10 protein-coding genes and 1 pseudogene are annotated in these 17,371 nt (G+C 58.0%); 10 read left to right on the forward strand and 1 reads right to left on the reverse strand.

What is annotated here, in order from left to right:
* Positions 1–678: 678 nt before the first annotated feature.
* The gene (locus CK489_RS13755; RefSeq protein WP_083992266.1) at positions 679–864 is read left to right on the forward strand and encodes a hypothetical protein; all 186 of its coding nucleotides are present in this window, start codon (positions 679–681) and stop codon (positions 862–864) included.
* Between the two features lie 666 nt (positions 865–1,530).
* On the opposite strand, the gene CK489_RS13760 is transcribed toward CK489_RS13755, so the two are convergent.
* A complete protein-coding gene (locus tag CK489_RS13760; RefSeq protein ID WP_244522121.1) occupies positions 1,531–2,082 on the reverse strand; it encodes a MarR family winged helix-turn-helix transcriptional regulator in 552 nt (183 codons plus the stop codon).
* A gap of 677 nt (positions 2,083–2,759) precedes the next feature.
* Between CK489_RS13760 and noeE the strand changes: the two genes are divergently transcribed.
* The 9 genes and pseudogenes from noeE to CK489_RS13810 form a co-directional block, all read left to right on the forward strand.
* On the forward strand, positions 2,760–4,019 hold the full coding sequence (noeE, locus tag CK489_RS13765; protein WP_095732657.1) for a nodulation protein NoeE: 1,260 nt from the start codon (positions 2,760–2,762) through the stop codon (positions 4,017–4,019).
* 231 nt (positions 4,020–4,250) lie between these two features.
* The gene (gene cysD, locus CK489_RS13770) at positions 4,251–5,186 is read left to right on the forward strand and encodes a sulfate adenylyltransferase subunit CysD (RefSeq protein WP_283807272.1); all 936 of its coding nucleotides are present in this window, start codon (positions 4,251–4,253) and stop codon (positions 5,184–5,186) included.
* Positions 5,186–7,072 (forward strand): sulfate adenylyltransferase subunit CysN, encoded by a 1,887-nt coding sequence (gene cysN, locus CK489_RS13775; RefSeq protein ID WP_095732659.1) that lies wholly within the window; start codon positions 5,186–5,188, stop codon positions 7,070–7,072. The genes cysD and cysN overlap by 1 nt, the downstream gene beginning before the upstream one ends.
* 1,100 nt (positions 7,073–8,172) lie before the next feature.
* Complete coding sequence (locus CK489_RS13785; protein WP_050626549.1) at positions 8,173–9,228, forward strand: HoxN/HupN/NixA family nickel/cobalt transporter; 1,056 nt, start codon at positions 8,173–8,175, stop codon at positions 9,226–9,228.
* 1,329 nt (positions 9,229–10,557) lie between these two features.
* A complete protein-coding gene (locus CK489_RS13790; protein WP_095732660.1) occupies positions 10,558–12,147 on the forward strand; it encodes an NAD(P)/FAD-dependent oxidoreductase in 1,590 nt (529 codons plus the stop codon).
* The gene (locus tag CK489_RS13795; RefSeq protein ID WP_095732661.1) at positions 12,147–12,470 is read left to right on the forward strand and encodes a hypothetical protein; all 324 of its coding nucleotides are present in this window, start codon (positions 12,147–12,149) and stop codon (positions 12,468–12,470) included. Before CK489_RS13790 ends, CK489_RS13795 begins: the two co-directional genes overlap by 1 nt.
* Positions 12,471–12,623: 153 nt before the next feature.
* Complete coding sequence (locus CK489_RS13800) at positions 12,624–13,805, forward strand: MFS transporter (protein ID WP_095732662.1); 1,182 nt, start codon at positions 12,624–12,626, stop codon at positions 13,803–13,805.
* Positions 13,792–14,184 (forward strand): 6-carboxytetrahydropterin synthase QueD, encoded by a 393-nt coding sequence (gene queD / locus CK489_RS13805; protein WP_050404855.1) that lies wholly within the window; start codon positions 13,792–13,794, stop codon positions 14,182–14,184. Before CK489_RS13800 ends, queD begins: the two co-directional genes overlap by 14 nt.
* Positions 14,185–14,492: 308 nt before the next feature.
* Positions 14,493–14,882 (forward strand): annotated as a pseudogene (locus CK489_RS13810) (transposase); the annotation flags it as partial.
* Between the last annotated feature and the right edge of the window lie 2,489 nt (positions 14,883–17,371).

Consider the following 17,371-nt stretch of genomic DNA (forward strand, 5'->3'; position numbering starts at 1 on the left):
TGGGGCAGGTTAAGCCATATATCGCGCCTTGGCCCGATAAGGTGGCCGCTTTCTTCGCGACGAAAGTTGGAGGAAGATCGCGCCATCAAGGCTGAAGCGGTGGCCGCTCATCCTCATGTCAGCCGAAGCCTCCCTATGAGAGATCATCGCGGGCAGTCAATCGCAGCTATTGCCCTTCTCGCCCCGCGTCAAGCGCGGTGAAAGCTGGCCGTTCAAAGCAACAGACTCGTCCCTCCAACTCTGAGCCGAGACCGGACGACGGGTGCGAAGTGGAGATTCGATCCGGCGTTCTCGCCAGCGCAAGAAGGCTCTGACTGTCTAGACAGCGCAGCGCGCCAAGCTAGTGGGCGACCGTGGTAGGGATTGCTGCGATGTGTCACGGTCATCGAGCGTTAAGCCTCCACGCCTAATACAAATCACGAACATGCCTGATTCGGAGTTTGTTTAAGCTTACCATGCCCTGCTTGCTCGCTTCCTTCCAGCAACATGTTGGTCTGCGGGCATAGCTTCGAATAACCAGGCGAAGCCTCTCGGCACCTATACTAAGTTTACAATAGTCGAGTGCCTCGTCTTCTGAATACGTATCATGGCGCGAGTTCCTATGATTGCCTCTTTTTTACGGTCGTCGCTCCGAAAAAACTATGTTACAAGCCGATCCTCTCAAAAGGAGCATTCACTGTGAAAAAAGCAACTAAGAAACGCGTTAAGCGGCGCGAGTGGACCAAGGCAGATATCAAAGAGCTCAAAGTCCATTCGAAGGCTCGGACTCCCGTCATAAAAATTGCAAAAATGACCAAACGCAGCGTCGCTGCGTTGCGCCAGAAGGCATTAAATCTCGGAATAGGACTCGGACATCAGCGGTAGCTTACTTGGCAGCGCTGGTAGCCGGCACAAAAGGGTGGCTCGCAGGCCGCCCTTTACGTCCGTTAAAATTGTTTTGCAGGGCCTGCCAATTGCTGTGGAAAGAGCTTTTCACGCGCTTGGTTTGTCACTCTCGTGGAACGGGCTCCAGTGCTTCGTCATCTTTGAGGTTAAAGCAGTAAGGCCGCGAAGGCCGCTTTGCTCTTTACGATCGAGAGCGATGAGACAATCTTACGACCGGTCCTGCTTCGAATTGTTCCAGTTTCGATGGTCGCTCGTTCCCGTTAAGGATCGTAGAATGCCGCGGATCGCTTTGAAGGGCTACGATTGTTCTCGGTGACGGCGAGACGGAGTGCTCCAAATAGCAAGCCGCATCGCTGCAAGTCATGACCCGCACGCCGCCGCAGTCGAAGCTCATGCTAGGCTAAAGCTTTGGCGTAGGCGGTGGCCGCGGAGCTTGTTGGTGAACTTGAACTCCCAAGCGATAGGGCGCGCTCAGCAGCAATTGAAAAAGCGCCCTGTTGGCTTGATAGACGGCGGCGGAGCGATTGCGTGCTGAACCCATCATCACCTGCAAGCCTTCGGCGGTGTGAAGGGACCATAACCACCTTCGACCGCGCCGCGTCACGAAATATTCGAAAGCCGGGAGAGTCCGATGATTGGCCAGCTTCATTTCTGACGATTGTTCGTTTTGGTCTTCTGGATTCCAGAGCGGGCCTTCTCCAAGCGATGCCTCACTGCGGCCAGCCCGGCCATGAACTCGCTTGATCCGTCATGGCCGAATTCGTCAAAAGCCTGTACATCCTGCGCTTCCTCTCGAGGCGTCAAACTTGCAAGATGCTTGCGCGTTTTGGCAGTCAGCGACATCTGGACTACTCGCGCATCGGCTGTGGATGGCTTGCGCAGCAAGAATCGCTTTTTCTCCAAGATTTTTGAGTGGGTCGTGACAAAGGAAGGATCGACGTGCATCAAGCGTGACACCAGGTTGACGGACACACCTTTTTCTCTGCCCAGATAGTCCACTGCCATCAGGATCATCCATTGTGGCCCAGTGATGCCAAGCACATCGGCACGAAATTTGGCGAGTTCTTCGAGGCAGGCACTGATCGATCTGATCTCCCACATGAACGGCCGGAATATCTCCTGTCCGTCAGTGGAGATACGATAAGGCGCGGTTGCTGGACTCGGTAAATCCGGCGGCATCGTGGGCCAGGGTTCCATCCTTTACAGACTTCCATTAGCGCGGATTAGAAATCGGGACAACGCCGCAAGAACAAGCAAGTCAGATAGTTGGTACAGTTCGGACCGATGTGGGACTTGCGATGGGCAGGCTGGTAGACGTGCAAAACGCTCATTGTGTTGGCCGAGCAGCGGCAGTTGCGCCGGGGCCGATATCGCGCGATGAAAAGATTTGATCCGATCTGCCATTTGAGATGCCCTCGTTCTTTGTTCCGCTCGCCGGCCTGTCCGCTCTATATGTCGAACTTCTCCGGTGTACGCCGAGCACCAGGGAAGTGCATGTTGCATTTACGTCTTCAATGGGCTGGCAAGCAGAATCGCGTCGACTGTATTTGATATCGCCCCATGCCCCGCGGTCGTTGCCCGGCAAACTTCCGTATAGTTCATTCCATCTTTCCCATATGCGCAGTAAATCTTCGTGCAGTTGCGCTGGTCCTTGACTTCGCCTTAACTGTCGAGCAATCGGGGCGATCACAGCTGTCAAACGCTTCTGCGATCCCCGCCCAACCGATTGAACTTAACGGCTCTCAAATCATGAGTGGCAGCCGAAATCCTCGTAGCAGTAACGCTTGGTATACGAGCGGCCGCCTCAACTGAGGCTAGGGCCGGCTTTATTTCGCTCAATCGAACGCGGCTCGCTCTTCGAGAGGACCTGAATTATGAGTTGTGCTTCTGGCCGTTCGCCTGCGGTCTGCTTTCTCCTCGGACTTCCGCGAGCCGGGACGACACTCCTGGCGCACCTGCTCCAACGCCATCCAGACGTCCTGGCTCCGCCTGAACCCTGGTTGATGTTGGCACTTGAAGCTTTTGGAAGGGTGGATCAACGCCACCCGGCAGGACCCTCGTTGATTGAGGTCGCAACCTCCGAATTCCTAGGACGCATCGATCGGACGATTGCGATCCGGGCTTTTGCCGATGCAGCATACGGTCAGTACCTGACAGCAGCGGGCAAGCGGATCATCATAGACAAAACGCCACGCTATTGGACGGCGCTCGAATTCCTTGAACGTGTCTATCCAGAAGCGTCACACATCCTCTTGCTGCGCAATCCTTTTGCCATCGCGGCTTCACTGAAATCCACGTGGGGCATCCCGCTTCGGGCCGAGAGCTCCTATTCGGTCAGCGTCTCCAGCCTCGCCGATCTCATGCTCCGGCTGCCCGATGTCATCATATCTTCACTCGCCGATTTGGTTCTGGGCTTTCCCAGGCTGGCAGCGCACCGCACGCGCGCGCAGACACAGCTGGTGCGATATGAACTCGTGGTGGCGCATCCGGACCAAGAGATTCGGCGCCTGCTATTGGGGCTCGGCTGTGATCCGGCGGCCGCCGCATATGCGAGCATGGGACAAGTAGATTATCTTCGATCCAGCAGCTTCGGAGATCGAAAGATCCTGGAACGAAACGCGGTCGATCAAAGCTCTATCAAGGCATGGCAATCCCAACTAAGCGTCGAAGAGATGCAAACTGTGACCGATCTGGTCGGCACCAAGCTTTTGACAGAACTCGGCTATGAGGAGGACCTGCTGCTTGCACAGCAAGCCGGAGTTGTCGATAGGGGACCTCATCTAACTGAACTCTATCGACAGATATTCCAAACCTGGTGGGATTTACGAGCTGGCAAGGCGGCAGCATCGTCCGGGCCGTATCAATCCGAGCAAGTCCACACTGCTCGGCAGCTTCCAGAGAACGTTCGTGCCACGTGCGACATGTCCGTGGTGCAGGCGCAAGATCTGCCCGCCCCCAGCTTTGCCGAAAATGTGCTGCTGGCCGATCCAATGAAAGCGCAGCTGCAACAGGCACTGTTGGCGTCAGAAGCTGATCGAGCTGCAGGGCTCGATGCTATTCGGACTCGCGACGCGGCTATTGAGATTTTGCGAGGCGAGGTCGCGCGGCTTGAGCAGATCGTCAATATGGCTTAGGGTGATCTGGATGCTTGCGATCAAAACACGCTGGCTGATTTAGCCAGACTTCCTACCACTCAACGCGTTGATCTGCGCCAATAACGTGTGAGGCAGGCGCCGGCGGCACCACGGTGGAATGCGACATGCCCCGAGAGTGTCAGTCAGTCAGCTGCGCAACCGGCATTTGATCGCTTGGATAGCGACGCGCAGCGGCGAGCTCGCACCCGACATTCCTCCTCTGGGCCGGGGCTGCAGAACCGAGATCCTGCATCGAAAAGAACACATATGCTGCCAAAACATCTGCGCCGTCTTGAAGCTGAATCGATCGAAATCATGCGTGAGGTGGCCGCCGAGTTCAAAAGGCCGGTCATGCTTTACTCGATCGGAAAGGACTCGAGCGTTTTGCTGCACATCGCAATCAAGGCGTTCTATCCAGCAAAATTGCCTTTCCCCCTGCTTCACGTCGACACGACCTGGAAGTTCCGCGAGATGATCAGCTTCCGGGACGCGACGGCCAAGCGGCTCGGCGTCGAGCTGATCGTCCATGTGAATGAGGAGGGTATTGCGCGCGGCATCAATCCGATCGACTCCGGCTCGGCGCTTCATACCCAGGTGATGAAGACCGACGCCCTGAAGCAGGCGCTCGAGCTTTACGGATTTGATGCCGCGCTTGGCGGAGCCAGGCGTGACGAGGAAAAGAGCCGCGCCAAGGAACGGATACTGTCCTTCCGTTCGGCCGGACACGTATGGGACCCCCGCAACCAGCGGCCGGAGCTCTGGAGCCTGTTCAACACGCGGATACGGACGGGCGAAAGCATGCGCGTGTTTGCGATGTCAAACTGGACCGAGCTCGACGTATGGGAATATATCATGCTTGAAAAAATCCCGGTCGTCCCGCTCTACTTCGCGAAGCAAAGACCGACGGTGCGCCGAAACGGCGCGACGATCATGGTCGACGACAGGCGATTGCCGCTCAACTGCGATGAGACGCCGCAAATGCGCATGATCCGCTTTCGCACGCTGGGATGTTATCCCTTGAGCGGGGCCATTGAATCCGATGCGACGACGATCGAAGACGTCGTCGCAGAAATGCAGACTGCATCGGTGTCGGAGCGTCAGGGTCGCCTGATTGATACCGATGAAGCCGCTTCTATGGAGAAGAAGAAGCGGGAAGGTTACTTCTGATGACTTCCATAGCAATATCGAAACCTGTCCACCCTCGTGCAAGGGACCAGCTGCGATTCATAACGTGCGGCTCGGTTGACGATGGAAAATCGACCCTGATCGGCCGGTTGCTGCACGACAGCAAGATGATCTACCAAGACCAGCTTGCGGCAGTGAAACGCGACAGCATCAGGCACGGCAGCGCCGACATCGACTTCGCGCTGCTCGTGGATGGGCTCGAGGCCGAACGGGAGCAGGGCATCACGATCGACGTAGCCTACCGCTTCTTCACGACGTCGCGGCGCTCTTTCATGGTGGCTGACACTCCCGGCCACGAGCAGTACACCCGCAACATGGCAACCGGTGCCTCGAATGCGCAGCTCGCAATCATCCTGATCGACGCCCGCAAGGGTGCGTTGGTTCAGACCCGCCGCCACTCCTTTATCTGTTCGCTGCTTGGCATTCGCCATGTTGTGCTGGCAGTGAACAAGATCGACCTTGTCGCATACAGCAAGGTTGCTTTCGATCGGAGCGTCGCCAGCTATCTGGCCTTTGCCGCCGGCCTTGGCTTTAGCTCGATTGTTCCGATCCCGATCTCCGCCCGCCATGGCGACAACGTCGTTGATCGGTCCGCTCATACCAAGTGGTATAATGGTCCATGCCTGATCGAGCATTTGGAGAGCGTCGATATCCAGTCCGACACCGCAAGCCAGGCATTCCGCTTTCCAGTCCAATGGGTGAACCGGCCCGACCCGGACTTTCGCGGCTATGCCGGATCGGTGGCTTCCGGCAGGATCTCGGCAGGCGACGATGTCGTTGTCGCCGCATCCGGACGCACCACCCGTATCAAGCGGATCGTGACCCAGGACGGCGACCTTGTCCATGCCGAAGCCGGCGATGCCGTTACCATTACGCTTGAAGACCAGATCGATATCGGCCGTGGCGATCTTCTGTCGCGGCCAACCGAACGCCCCAGTGTCGCCGACCAATTCGCCGCTTATCTGATCTGGATGGACAGCGACCCGCTCGCTCCCGGACGAAACTACATCCTGCGAATTGGCTCGCAGACGGTTGCCGGCAGCGTTACCGCAATCAGGTATCGGATCGATGTCAACACGTGTGAGCACCTGGCGGCCGAGACGCTTTCTCTCAATGAGATCGCGTTCTGCAATGTTGCGACCGCACTGCCCGCCGCATTCGATCCTTACGACGTCAACCGGAAAACCGGATCATTCATCGTCATTGATCGTTTCACTAATCGTACGGTCGGCGCCGGCATGATTGCGTTTCCGCTGCGGCGGGCCACCAATGTTTCCTGGCGGGCGCCTTCGGTGGGCAGGAGTGAACGCGCCGCGCTCAAGCATCAGAGGCCTTGCGTCGTCTGGTTCACCGGTCTGTCTGGCGCGGGAAAGTCGACAATCGCAAATTTGGTTGATCAGAAGCTGCTCGCGATGTCGCGGCATGCCATGCTGCTGGATGGTGACGACCTCCGGAACGGATTGAACGCGGACCTGGGCTTCTCGAAAGCTGAGCGGGTGGAGAACATTAGGCGCGCCGGACAGGTTGCCAAGTTGATGCTGGATAGCGGCTTGATCGTGATCTGCTCGTTCATCTCCCCCTACAGGTCCGAACGAGACATGGTTCGCAGCCTGATTGGCAAGGACGAGTTCGTCGAAGTCTTTGTCGATACGCCAATCGAGGAATGCGCAAGGCGGGATCCAAAAGGTCTCTACTCGAAGGTGAAAGCCGGTGAGATCAAGAATTTCACAGGCATCGATGCGTCCTACGAAGCGCCGATAAGGCCGGAAATTCATCTCAGGACGACGGAGCAGACGCCAGAGCAAGCAGCGGAAGTCGTCATCGCCGCCGTGATGGCGCGTACGCTCCTCTGCGATGAGCGGCGATAAGCCTGTCGCCTCGTCGTCGTGGATGCCGCTCACCAGGCTACTGGTCTGGCAAGGGCGACTCGGATTAAGTGGGAGCATCGATCGGATTCGTCGATGCTAAGGGATTAAGATGGTTGCATCCACTCGTCGATTGCCGGCTTCGGGTTATGTGCTCGAAGTCGATGGTCAATTGAAAACCGAGTTTGCGACAAGAGACGGCGCCTGGGCAGGAGCGCAAGAACTTAAGAGGCGCCGTCCCATGCTCCAGGTCAGAGTGTACGACGCCATGACGAAGGACAGAGAGGAAGTCAGCCTTCCAGTCTAAGTGTTTTCAAGCGTCCTTTTTTCTGCGTGGGGCCAGCGCCGCTCTGAGCTGCTGTGCAGGCAGAGCCGCAGTGTCCTGGAGCCTCGATCTCGTCCGCAACTCCGAGACTGAGGGGCTAGGTTACCGCTTTTTCCTCAGCCACGGCGTCTCACGCTGTCCGCCGGCGACTACTTGACGCGCCCTCAGGCCATTTCACTTTATCATCGGTAGTGTTCGAAAGGCTATTGAGGGCGTTGGCTGGGTTCTATCAGGACAATGCCGGAGCTGCCCTACGTAACTGTAAGCGGCGAGGCGATGACCATTTCATGCAACCGGTAGTCGCAATCCTGAGACGGGGCGGTAAGAGCGGCGAACCGGAGCCAGGAAACCTGCTGCCAGCTTTGGTCATGCGCAATGCGTCGGACGGGGTGACCTGAGGCACTGGTTGGCCCGTTAAACTTCACCACGGCGCAGATCCAGATTGCAGCGTCAACGCGGCGGCGCAATCGCGCGACACGAGCTGACGCCAGGATAGAAGCCGCACGAAGCGGTCAAGCACGTTAGCCCAGCAGAGCGGCATGAAACCTGCACCGCGAGGGGGCACCAACCCTGATAAGTAGGAAATGCCACCCAACTCCACTGCCGTTGCGACCAGCGCAATTGTCCACCTCGCGCTGCGAATGGCCATGATCATCCGATGCTGTATCCGTCGGTTCGTATTCAGTCTGAACGGACCAGCTTTGGCGTGCGCGGCGCTTATGCAACAGGAAACGTTCGTAATCAAACTCATGCCTAGACGCGCTACCGAAGCAAGATCATGTTCACATATCTAAAGCTTGCCTTAGACGACGCATCGGCGGCCTCGCGTAGTCGTATCATCTCGCTCTATGCCTTCTTGTTGGTTATCAATTGCTTGGCCTGGACCTGGGCCATCGTAGCGCTGTCCGACAGGCCGACGCTGCTGGCGACAGCCTTGCTGGCCTATGTGCTCGGCCTTCGGCACGCCGTCGATGCAGATCATATTGCGACCATCGACAATGTCGTTCGCAAGCTGATGCAGGATGGCAGGCACCCTCTCGCGGTCGGACTTTTCTTCGCCTTTGGCCATTCCTTGTCGGTTGCAGTAGCGGTCGCCGCGATCGCTGCTGCGGCGCTCGCCCTGCAAAGCGGTTTCCAGGAGTTCCGGGCGGTCGGCAGCATCATCGGCACCGGTGCATCAGCCTTCTTCTTGCTGACGATTGCTGCCATCAATCTTGTGATCCTACGGGATGTCTGGCGGAGCTTTCAGCGTGCGCGGCGTGGCGAACGAATTGGAGAGCATGAGTTCGATCTGCTTCTGTCCGGTCGTGGCTTGCTGTCCCGGCTCTTGCGCCCTCTGTTTCGCATGGTGACGGCGAGCTGGCAGATGTTCGCGGTCGGTCTGTTGTTCGGCCTCGGATTCGATACCGCGACGGAAATCAGCCTTTTCACCGTCGCAGCCGGTCAAGCTTCGGGAGGGCTGGACTTCAGCACGGTGATGATATTTCCGGCTCTCTTCGCCGCCGGCATGATGCTTCTCGATACGACCGACAGCGTCTTGATGGTCGGGGCGTATGGCTGGGCTTTCCTCAATCCGATCCGCAAGATCTGGTACAATCTGACCATTACGGCAATCTCAGTCGTCGTGGCGTTGCTGATCGGCGGCATCGAAACACTTGGCCTGCTCGCCAATAAATTGGCCCTTGAAGGCACCTTCTGGAGCGCGGTGGACGATCTCAACGCCAGCTTGGCCAATTTCGGCTATCTCGTAGTTGGCATCTTCCTGGTCAGTTGGGTGCTGTCATTTGCGATCTATCGCTGGCAAGGACTCGAAAAGCCGCTCAAGCCGGGGTGAGCTCATACGATCGGATAAACTTCGGCTCCGGAAGCCTCCAAGCTTAAGCGCGACTCGATGCGCGAACGCATCTCGGTCGGGGAGTTCCCGCTCGTTGTGATGCAGCATGGGGATTTCCTGCATGATTGATCCCCCTAGTCTCACACTTGACAGTTTTGTGGAGCTGTTCCGCTATCGTTGATAGCAGACGTCATATCTGGTACCTCGCGCCTGCAGGGACACTGGTGCAAACCGACATCGGGCGGATACGCGTTCTGAAGCACAGCAAGGTAGATAGTTGGATCGTGACGGTTGTCATCAAGAAAAATGCCGACCACAAGCGGCTTCGATCACACAAGCTGCGTGACTAGTGTCGCCGGCGCGACCCAAGCTGTGGGCTGACCAGGAAGGCGGGCATGCTAATGCTGCAATCCTCAGCTGTTCGATCGAGAGGAGCAACTGAGACGGTTCGCGGTCGGCTGAGGCGACTATCGTTGCACATGATGACAAGATCAATCCAATCACCGCACTTTTCAGCGTCATCCGCTTCGAGGGTCTGACATCGAACAATGTCGGGTTCAATACCACCGGCACACAAGCGATACGAAATAGCCGATCGCAAGCGTTCAGAAGCGTGAATAGTTTTGCCGCTCTATGGCCAAGCGCACGGAGTTCCTGAGTTCCACTGGTTCGCTGCGTCGGTAATAGCCGGCAAAGCGGCTTGGTCGTGCGGCTAGAACAGCCTCCGATATTGAGTTCGAAAGTCACCATGGAATATCGGCAACACCCTATGACGATATTAGTCATCGTCCGGCCTACTTCACATCTGGGTAGTCCGCTTCTCCGCCTTTCGATGTCATGAAATGTTGGCATCGCTCTTGCTGGTGCACAACAGGGTCAGTCGAGTGCTTAAGAAGCCGCCCAAGTTCTTCCTGTCGCGTGATCAACTGCGTCGCTTTCCATCGGACGGCAAGCGACGCCTCCAGGAATGAAACATCTGCGTCTTCGATGCATCGAGCCCTAATCGACCGCTCGCTAATAGCCGCCAGAGGTGACCGGTCGTTGGTTCATCAACTCAAGTGTACTGACCAGCTCCTGCCCCTGAAGCGACCGCGGATCGGGCTAGCGACCTCAGAATGCCGGTTAGATAGCTATGTTTGGTTTATCGACCAGGAACGACGCGGTACAGGACCAATGTGGGAATGACATGATCGAAAATGACATGATCGAAGACGGTCTCGCAGGCGCACCGCGGCAGTGCGACCAGTCTGCACTGCAATGTGCGCGCTTCTTGAAACCGATCGCACGAGCCGTTCGTCTTCGTCGGAACGAGCCGAGGGATGATCGCAGGTGCAGAACGAATCTGTGATCAGGCGGCGGGATTTGCTGGCGCTGATCGGGACCATCGCCGGCAGTTCGGCGATGTATCACGCGATGACGAGCCTCGGCTTCGCATCCGAGTCCGCCTATAAGGGGCCGCTCAAGCTCGCGGGCGACGTGAAGGGCGCTTCGGTGCTGATCCTCGGCGCGGGACTTGCCGGCATGACGGCGGCGCTGGAGCTGCGCAAGGCCGGCTACAAGGTCCAGATCCTCGAATTCAACAGCCGTTCAGGCGGCCGCAACTGGTCGATCCGCGGCGGCGACAGCTTTACCGAGCTCGGCGGCTTCAAGCAGACCTGCCAGTTCGAGCAGGGGCTCTATCTCAATCCCGGCCCGTGGCGGATTCCCTATCATCACCGCGCGCTGCTCGACTACTGCCGCCGCCTCAACGTGACGCTGGAACCCTTCATCCAGCTCAACCACAACGCCTATCTGCACGCGACGCGTGCATTCGGCGGCAAGCCGCAACGCTTTCGCAGCATCAAGGCCGATTTCCAGGGCGGGGTGGCGGAGCTGCTGGCGAAGATCAGCCAGCAGGGCAGGCTCGACGAGTTCGTCACCAAGGAAGATCAGGAGATCCTGCTCCAGGCGCTGCGCGACTGGGGTGCGCTGGATCGCGACTACAAGTACAATGCCAACCTCGGCTCCGCCGAGTTCCGCGGTTATGCGCGCGATCCCGGCGGCGGCTTGATGGGCGATCCGCTGCCGAGCGACCCGATCCCGCTCCAGGAGCTCTTGCGGTCGCGGATGTGGCGCTATCTGCAAAGTTTTGCACGCTACGATTTCCAGATGACGATGTTCCAGCCGATCGGCGGCATGGACATGATCGGCAAGGCGTTCGCGCGCGAGGTCGGCGATCTCATCCGCTACAATTCCAAGGTGACGCAGATCCAGCAGAACGGCTCGGGCGTCACCGTGAGCTATGTCGACACCGCCAGTCCATCGGCGGTGCAGCAGGCGACCGCCGACTGGTGCATCTGCACCATCCCGCTGCCGATCCTGAGCCAGCTGCCGGTCGACGTCGGCGCGCCGATGAAGAATGCGATCGATTCCTTGCCCTATGCCGCCTCGGTGAAAGTCGGGCTGCAGTTCAAGCGGCGGTTCTGGGAGGAGGATGAGGCGATCTACGGCGGTATCAGCTACACCGACCTGCCGATCCAGCAGATCGCCTATCCGAACTACGGCTTCAACCGCGGCGGCCGCGGCCTCCTGCTCGGTGCCTACATGTATGGCGGCGCCAATTCGTTCGAGTTCACCGCGATGACGCCGGCCGAGCGGGTCGCCAGCGCGGTCGAGTTCGGCGCCGCGATCCATCCGCAATACCGAAGCGAATTCGAGCACGGCGTCGCGGTGGCCTGGCATCGCGTGCCGTTCACGCTCGGCTGCGTCGGCCAGTGGACCGAGGCCGCCCGCGCCCAGCACTACCGCAATCTGTGCCAGATCGACGGCCGCATCGCGCTGGCAGGCGAGCACGCCTCGCAGCTGCCATGGCAGGAAGGAGCGATCCTGTCGGCGATCGACGCCATTACCCGATTGCACGAACGCGTGGTGAAGACGTGATGATGTGGGCAGACACAGCCGTCGCCGCCGCGCTGGCGTTGCTGCCGACAAGCGCGACCCTTGGAGAGGACAACGCCACGGGCAAGTGCACCTTCTCCTCGGACCGTGGATTTCTAACCAGCGATGACGCTGTCGACCTCCCTGAGGAACTGGAGACGCGCTGGGTCGGCGATGGCTGCGACTGGCGTCCGTCAGGGAGCCTTGCTTGTCAATGTGACGTCGACAGTGCCGTCTACTGGGAAGGCAATTGGGCTCAACAAGATGAAGGGCAGGTGCGGTCTGCATTCATCGAGTATGGCCTGATCCGAACTGATAACGGCTAGCCGCTATCAGTTCAAACCGTTCTCTTAGGGCACGTGCGGAATCGATTTCGGGAGGAATAGGCAGATGGGAAATCGTTACGTGCCACTCATTGGGATGGTTGCGTTGGCTAGTCAGCAGTATCTGGCGATCGCGTTCATCTATTCGGCCATCCCGTGATCCTTCGGGGCAACGGTGCCAGCTTGGAACTGGTCGGCCTATATGGCACCGCTTTCTTTGCATTCACCGTTAACTTCCTTTGGGCCCCGGTGGTGGATCGATGGAGCCTCAATCGTCTCGGGCTGAGACGTTCGTGGATCTTGCTGACCCAAGTCGCCAGTACCATTGTGCTGGCAGCGATGGCGTTCTTGAATCCAAAAACCGATTTTGTCTCGCTTTTCCTTGTTTCCCTGGTACTTGCGACCATTGCTGCCACGCAGCGGATCGCATCTTTGGGCTATATAGCCGAAGCTCTCACTTCCAGCGAACGGCCGCTCGGCGCAGCGCTGCTGGGTTGGGGGCGGGCCATCGGCCATGTCATCGGCGGCGCCGTCTGCCTCCAATTGATCGAGATGGTCGGTTGGCGTCCAGCTTTGTTGGGTTTGGCGATACTGCTAGCCGTTTTCGCTGGTTGGGTGTTCGCTATTTCTGAACCGCTCCAACGCAGCGACCGATGGAGCTCGACGCAGCGCCTCTCGATCTCCGCGATCTTTCGCTACCATGGTCTGTGGACGACTCCCGCATTGATCGTGCCGGCAGTTATCGGGATCGCTGTGGCGTTCGCGACGGTTCAGTTACGGCTCGTTGACCTCGGCTTCGCCGCAGCCGACATTGGATGGATCGGAGCGCTTTCGAACGTATTGACGTATACGGTGGTAGCGCCGCTGACCAGCGCCATCATCGGCCAAATGGCACCGCAGCGAGGCTTGATCGGGGGCTGCGCAGTCATGGCGATAAGTTTCGGCGCACTTGCGATGGTTGATCGCTACGTCAGCGTTCGCGTAAGCGCCGTCGTGGGCGTCGGCATCGTTTTCGCGGCACTCGCTGTTCAGCATGTTACATTCACGAACTGGTTTCTCGGGCTCGCCCGGCCGGACAAGGCAGGGACAGATGTCACGTTTCTGACTTCGGTAATGTCGGCGTCAGCGTTGGTGGGCTTCGCAGCGAGTGGGTTTGCCGTGGCGAGGTTTGGTTATGCTGTCACGCTGATACTCCCGGGCCTCGGCTCTGCTCTCTCCGCCTTGCTCGGCCTGGCATTGCTCCGTCAATCTGATAAAGAAGGGCCGGCGAGGGTTAGTAGGCCCTTGCCTGCGGAGCAAATTGTCGGCGCGAGGGAGTTACGGAATGAACGACGATGATGCAGTGATCACGCTGATTGGCCGCACCTATAGTTTTGAATCAGCTCATCGCCTTCCCCATCTCCCCGATGGCCATAAATGCAAGAACCTACACGGCCACAACTATCGTATGGAAGTGGTGATGCGCGGAGGGGTGGACGCGAGGGGCTTCGTGAGGGACTTCGCTGAGATGGATGCCGAACTGGAGCCGCTGTTGAAGCGCGTCGATCACCGACTGCTCAACGATGTCGATGGATTGGAGAACCCAACCGCCGAGATCATCGCCCGTTGGTTCTTTGATCGCATTTCCAATTGCGCGAGTGTGCGGATTTATGAGACCGCCGATTGTTGGGCGGAGGTTGCGGCTTATGGCGGCAGTCTAAAAGGCACGCCGAGTTAGTCGGGGGTGGTGAAACGCCAACGATGCCGGGCAATGTGCCGGTGCTCGGCGGCGTCCGCGTGTGCCTAGGTAAGAACTCGGCCGATATTTCAGCAGCCGTGCCATCGATGTTCTCACCGGGTCCGTCAACGATCACCCGAAACTGCCTCTCGACAGTTTGTTGCCACGGCCCGAGGGAAACAGTTGGAATCAGGTTTAAGTGAACCCATCAAGTGAGCAACAAAACGTGTCATCGAGAATTTTTCTGAGGTGAGACTCGCTTCTCGAAATCGGCTGAGTAAAGCGCTTCCTGGAGAGAATCACTGCTCCATCGTCAACAGGAGTTCCTCGCCTTCCTGCGCCACAGCGAAGCTAAGTGCCGCCCTAACTGGACATCCATCTCGTCGTCGATAACTACGCCACCCACAAGCATCCCAAGGTTAGGACCTGGCTCGCCCGACGCCCGCGTGGGCACATTCACTTCACGCCAACCTACGCCTCCTGGCTCAACCAGGTCGAACGCTTCTTCGCGCTCATCACCCAACGTGCGATCCGGCGGGGATCGTTCGATTCCACCGCCGACCTCGTCAAAAAAAATCGACCGCTTTATCCGCACCCACAATGCAGATGCTCGCCCCTTCGTCTGGACCGCAACTGCCGACTCCATTCTCCAGAAACTCGCGCGACTTTGTCAGCGAATTTGCGGGACAGAACACTAGAGACCTCGTGCAGCTGGCGGTTAGAGTGATCGATCGGATCGCCAAGGACTCGGAAACGCAGGAGATGATGCAAGAAGGCGGCACGAAAAACTTGCAGAATTGGCAGGCGAGCGTGTCGGACCTCCACGCGTGGCTCGTTAAGCAATGGCACGGAAGTCAGCGCGTTTGGATCGGTCACGCCGACCTACAACGCCAACGGCAATCTGACGTTCGATGGCACCTTCACCATGGCGACGACGCCGAATACCGACTGATCTGCGGCAGCTACCATCTTCGATCCGGTACGGGGTCAGAGCTGGCCTCGGTTGTCTGAACAGCAATTCCGCGTCGATAAGTGGAGCTTCTGCCTAGTTAAGCTGCCGCGGAACGGCAGCGAGCTGAAGTAAGCTTGATCCGGGGTGGCCCCGTCAAGGCTCGGGTGGGGACGCCGGCCATTGTAAAAGACGAGATCTCGGATTTCGAAGTAGCACTAAGGACCAACCGCTAGCGAAAAATCACATCCGTTGCCATTGCATTTGATCTTTCGATCAGCGGCTTATGTGCTTACCGCAAACGAAAAGCAGGAACAAGCTTTCGGGGGAAATACGCATAGTGCGATCCGGACGCGGATCGCGTCATCATGTCCGAGCGCGCCAGCGTCGATATGCCCCAATGCAGAATGACCTACGTGATCGATAATTCTTTTCAGTACGCGCAACTCGATAATCTATGATTAAAGGAATGGTCGCAATAGACTCATATAGCAACCGGTCATTGTCTCATTGACGCGATCAGCGCCCGCACAGAGAATTTCGACGATGCTGGTTGTCGCATTGTCCGTCGCGGCCAATCAGATCTCGCAAGCGTCTCGTTTTTCAAACCTTTCGACCTGTGATCCTGCAAACGACGATAGTGCTCCTGAACTTGCTCTGTGGAGTCATCATCCGGCAGTCATCAACGCTCTCCCACAACATCTGCCTAAGCCGGCGACCACTCGCGCTAAGACCGGAGAATCACGCATTCGCCGTGGGTTCCCTGGATCCTGCTTGAGTTCGTCAGCTGTTCATAAGCAAACGCATGGAGGATGCGTTAGGTGGGGCAGTCAACAAACGCAAACTTTCGATCGCGATGGGCTCATAGCTGATTTTGACCGAGGTATTGGCCTTTCGTCGATTTCTCGAATTGCGAGCGCCGTTGACCATCCAACAGAGTCGAGCTTGGCTCGGGTGAGCGTCGCCGCAAAGCCTATGACGGAAGAGCGACGAAAGTTCAGGAGTACCACTCACGCGACATAGAGCGCAGGGCTTGAATCGGACCCTGCGTCAAGTTGTACAGTTCGCGCAGACATGCCCGCGAAAGCACTGACGAATGAAGCAACCATTTTCTTTTGTACTATGTTCTACTTTCGGTTTGCGGGCCCTAATCGGAGTTGCGCTTGCTGTCCGTCGCTCGACTGCACCATACACGATACTGATCGCGAGCCAGCCTCTAGGTGATCGGAATGGGCACATCATTTGCAGTCTTCAATACGCCTGTCGCGTTGCCGATGGGCAATCGAAGGGCGAAGGAATCACGGCGATCGGTCAGCACATGGGCAGCGAAGAAGGGGACGTACTTGGCTCCGCTTGCGTTCACCGCGAGCTCGAAGTCTCTTGTGCCTAAACGGGAGCATGCAATTCAAAGAGCTTCGCGTGTTTGGCAGTCGCTGATTCGACGAAGTCATTCGGTGGCTCATCAGACCACGAGGATAGCGGTCGAGCCGACAAGTGAGTGTCGCACTCGTCAGGGCAGGGCATCCAGGTACATTGGATAAAGATAATGAGACGCATTGACGAGGGCGACAAGTCGCCCATTTCGGAATTTGATGCCGCTGAAGGTCGAGGCGCTGACGGTTCTAGCGCCAAACCGGCTTGTGCTCCTGGTGAAGAGGGGCCATCGTTCGGTTCCATTATGGATCGGATGCGGTCCGAGCTTCAGGATTCAGGTCCTTCGGATTCTCGCAGCATGCAGCGCGACAGCGGTGCAGGCCGATTTGCTGCTCCCTCCTCCGGTGCACATCGGCTCCTCGGGGTCGCGTTGCAGGCCGCAATCGGTGGAAGTCGTCGTCGTTTGCGCTCCTTGCCGGAATCCGGCTCGTCGCGAACGGATGGGGAACTGCCGCGCGATGATCCAGAGACGGAAAGCCCGCTAGGGCGCCCTCTCCCGTCGCACGAAGCGGATGGACCAGAAGGGGGGCGCGTCCACGATGCGCCTATCCAGAATGTCCAAACCCCGGGCCTGCAAAGACCTTATAGAACGCACAGTGGGAGACCAAGGCGAGATGCAGGCTTCTCGCGTCAAAGTGGCGAGGAGCTATGGCGCGACGCTCGAGAGGCTGAAAGCTCGCACGCGAGCAGACGCCCACTGGATACGCAGTCCGTGTCTGAGGGAAGTGGTAGACCAGGAAGGTGGTACGTCGGCGATGCGCCTGCGCAACCATTGCAGCCTGGGAGCTCGGAGCGAGCCCATGG

Origin of the sequence: Bradyrhizobium sp. UFLA03-84, from assembly GCF_002289535.1 — a bacterium.
GTDB classification, from domain to species: Bacteria; Pseudomonadota; Alphaproteobacteria; order Rhizobiales; family Xanthobacteraceae; genus Bradyrhizobium; species Bradyrhizobium viridifuturi.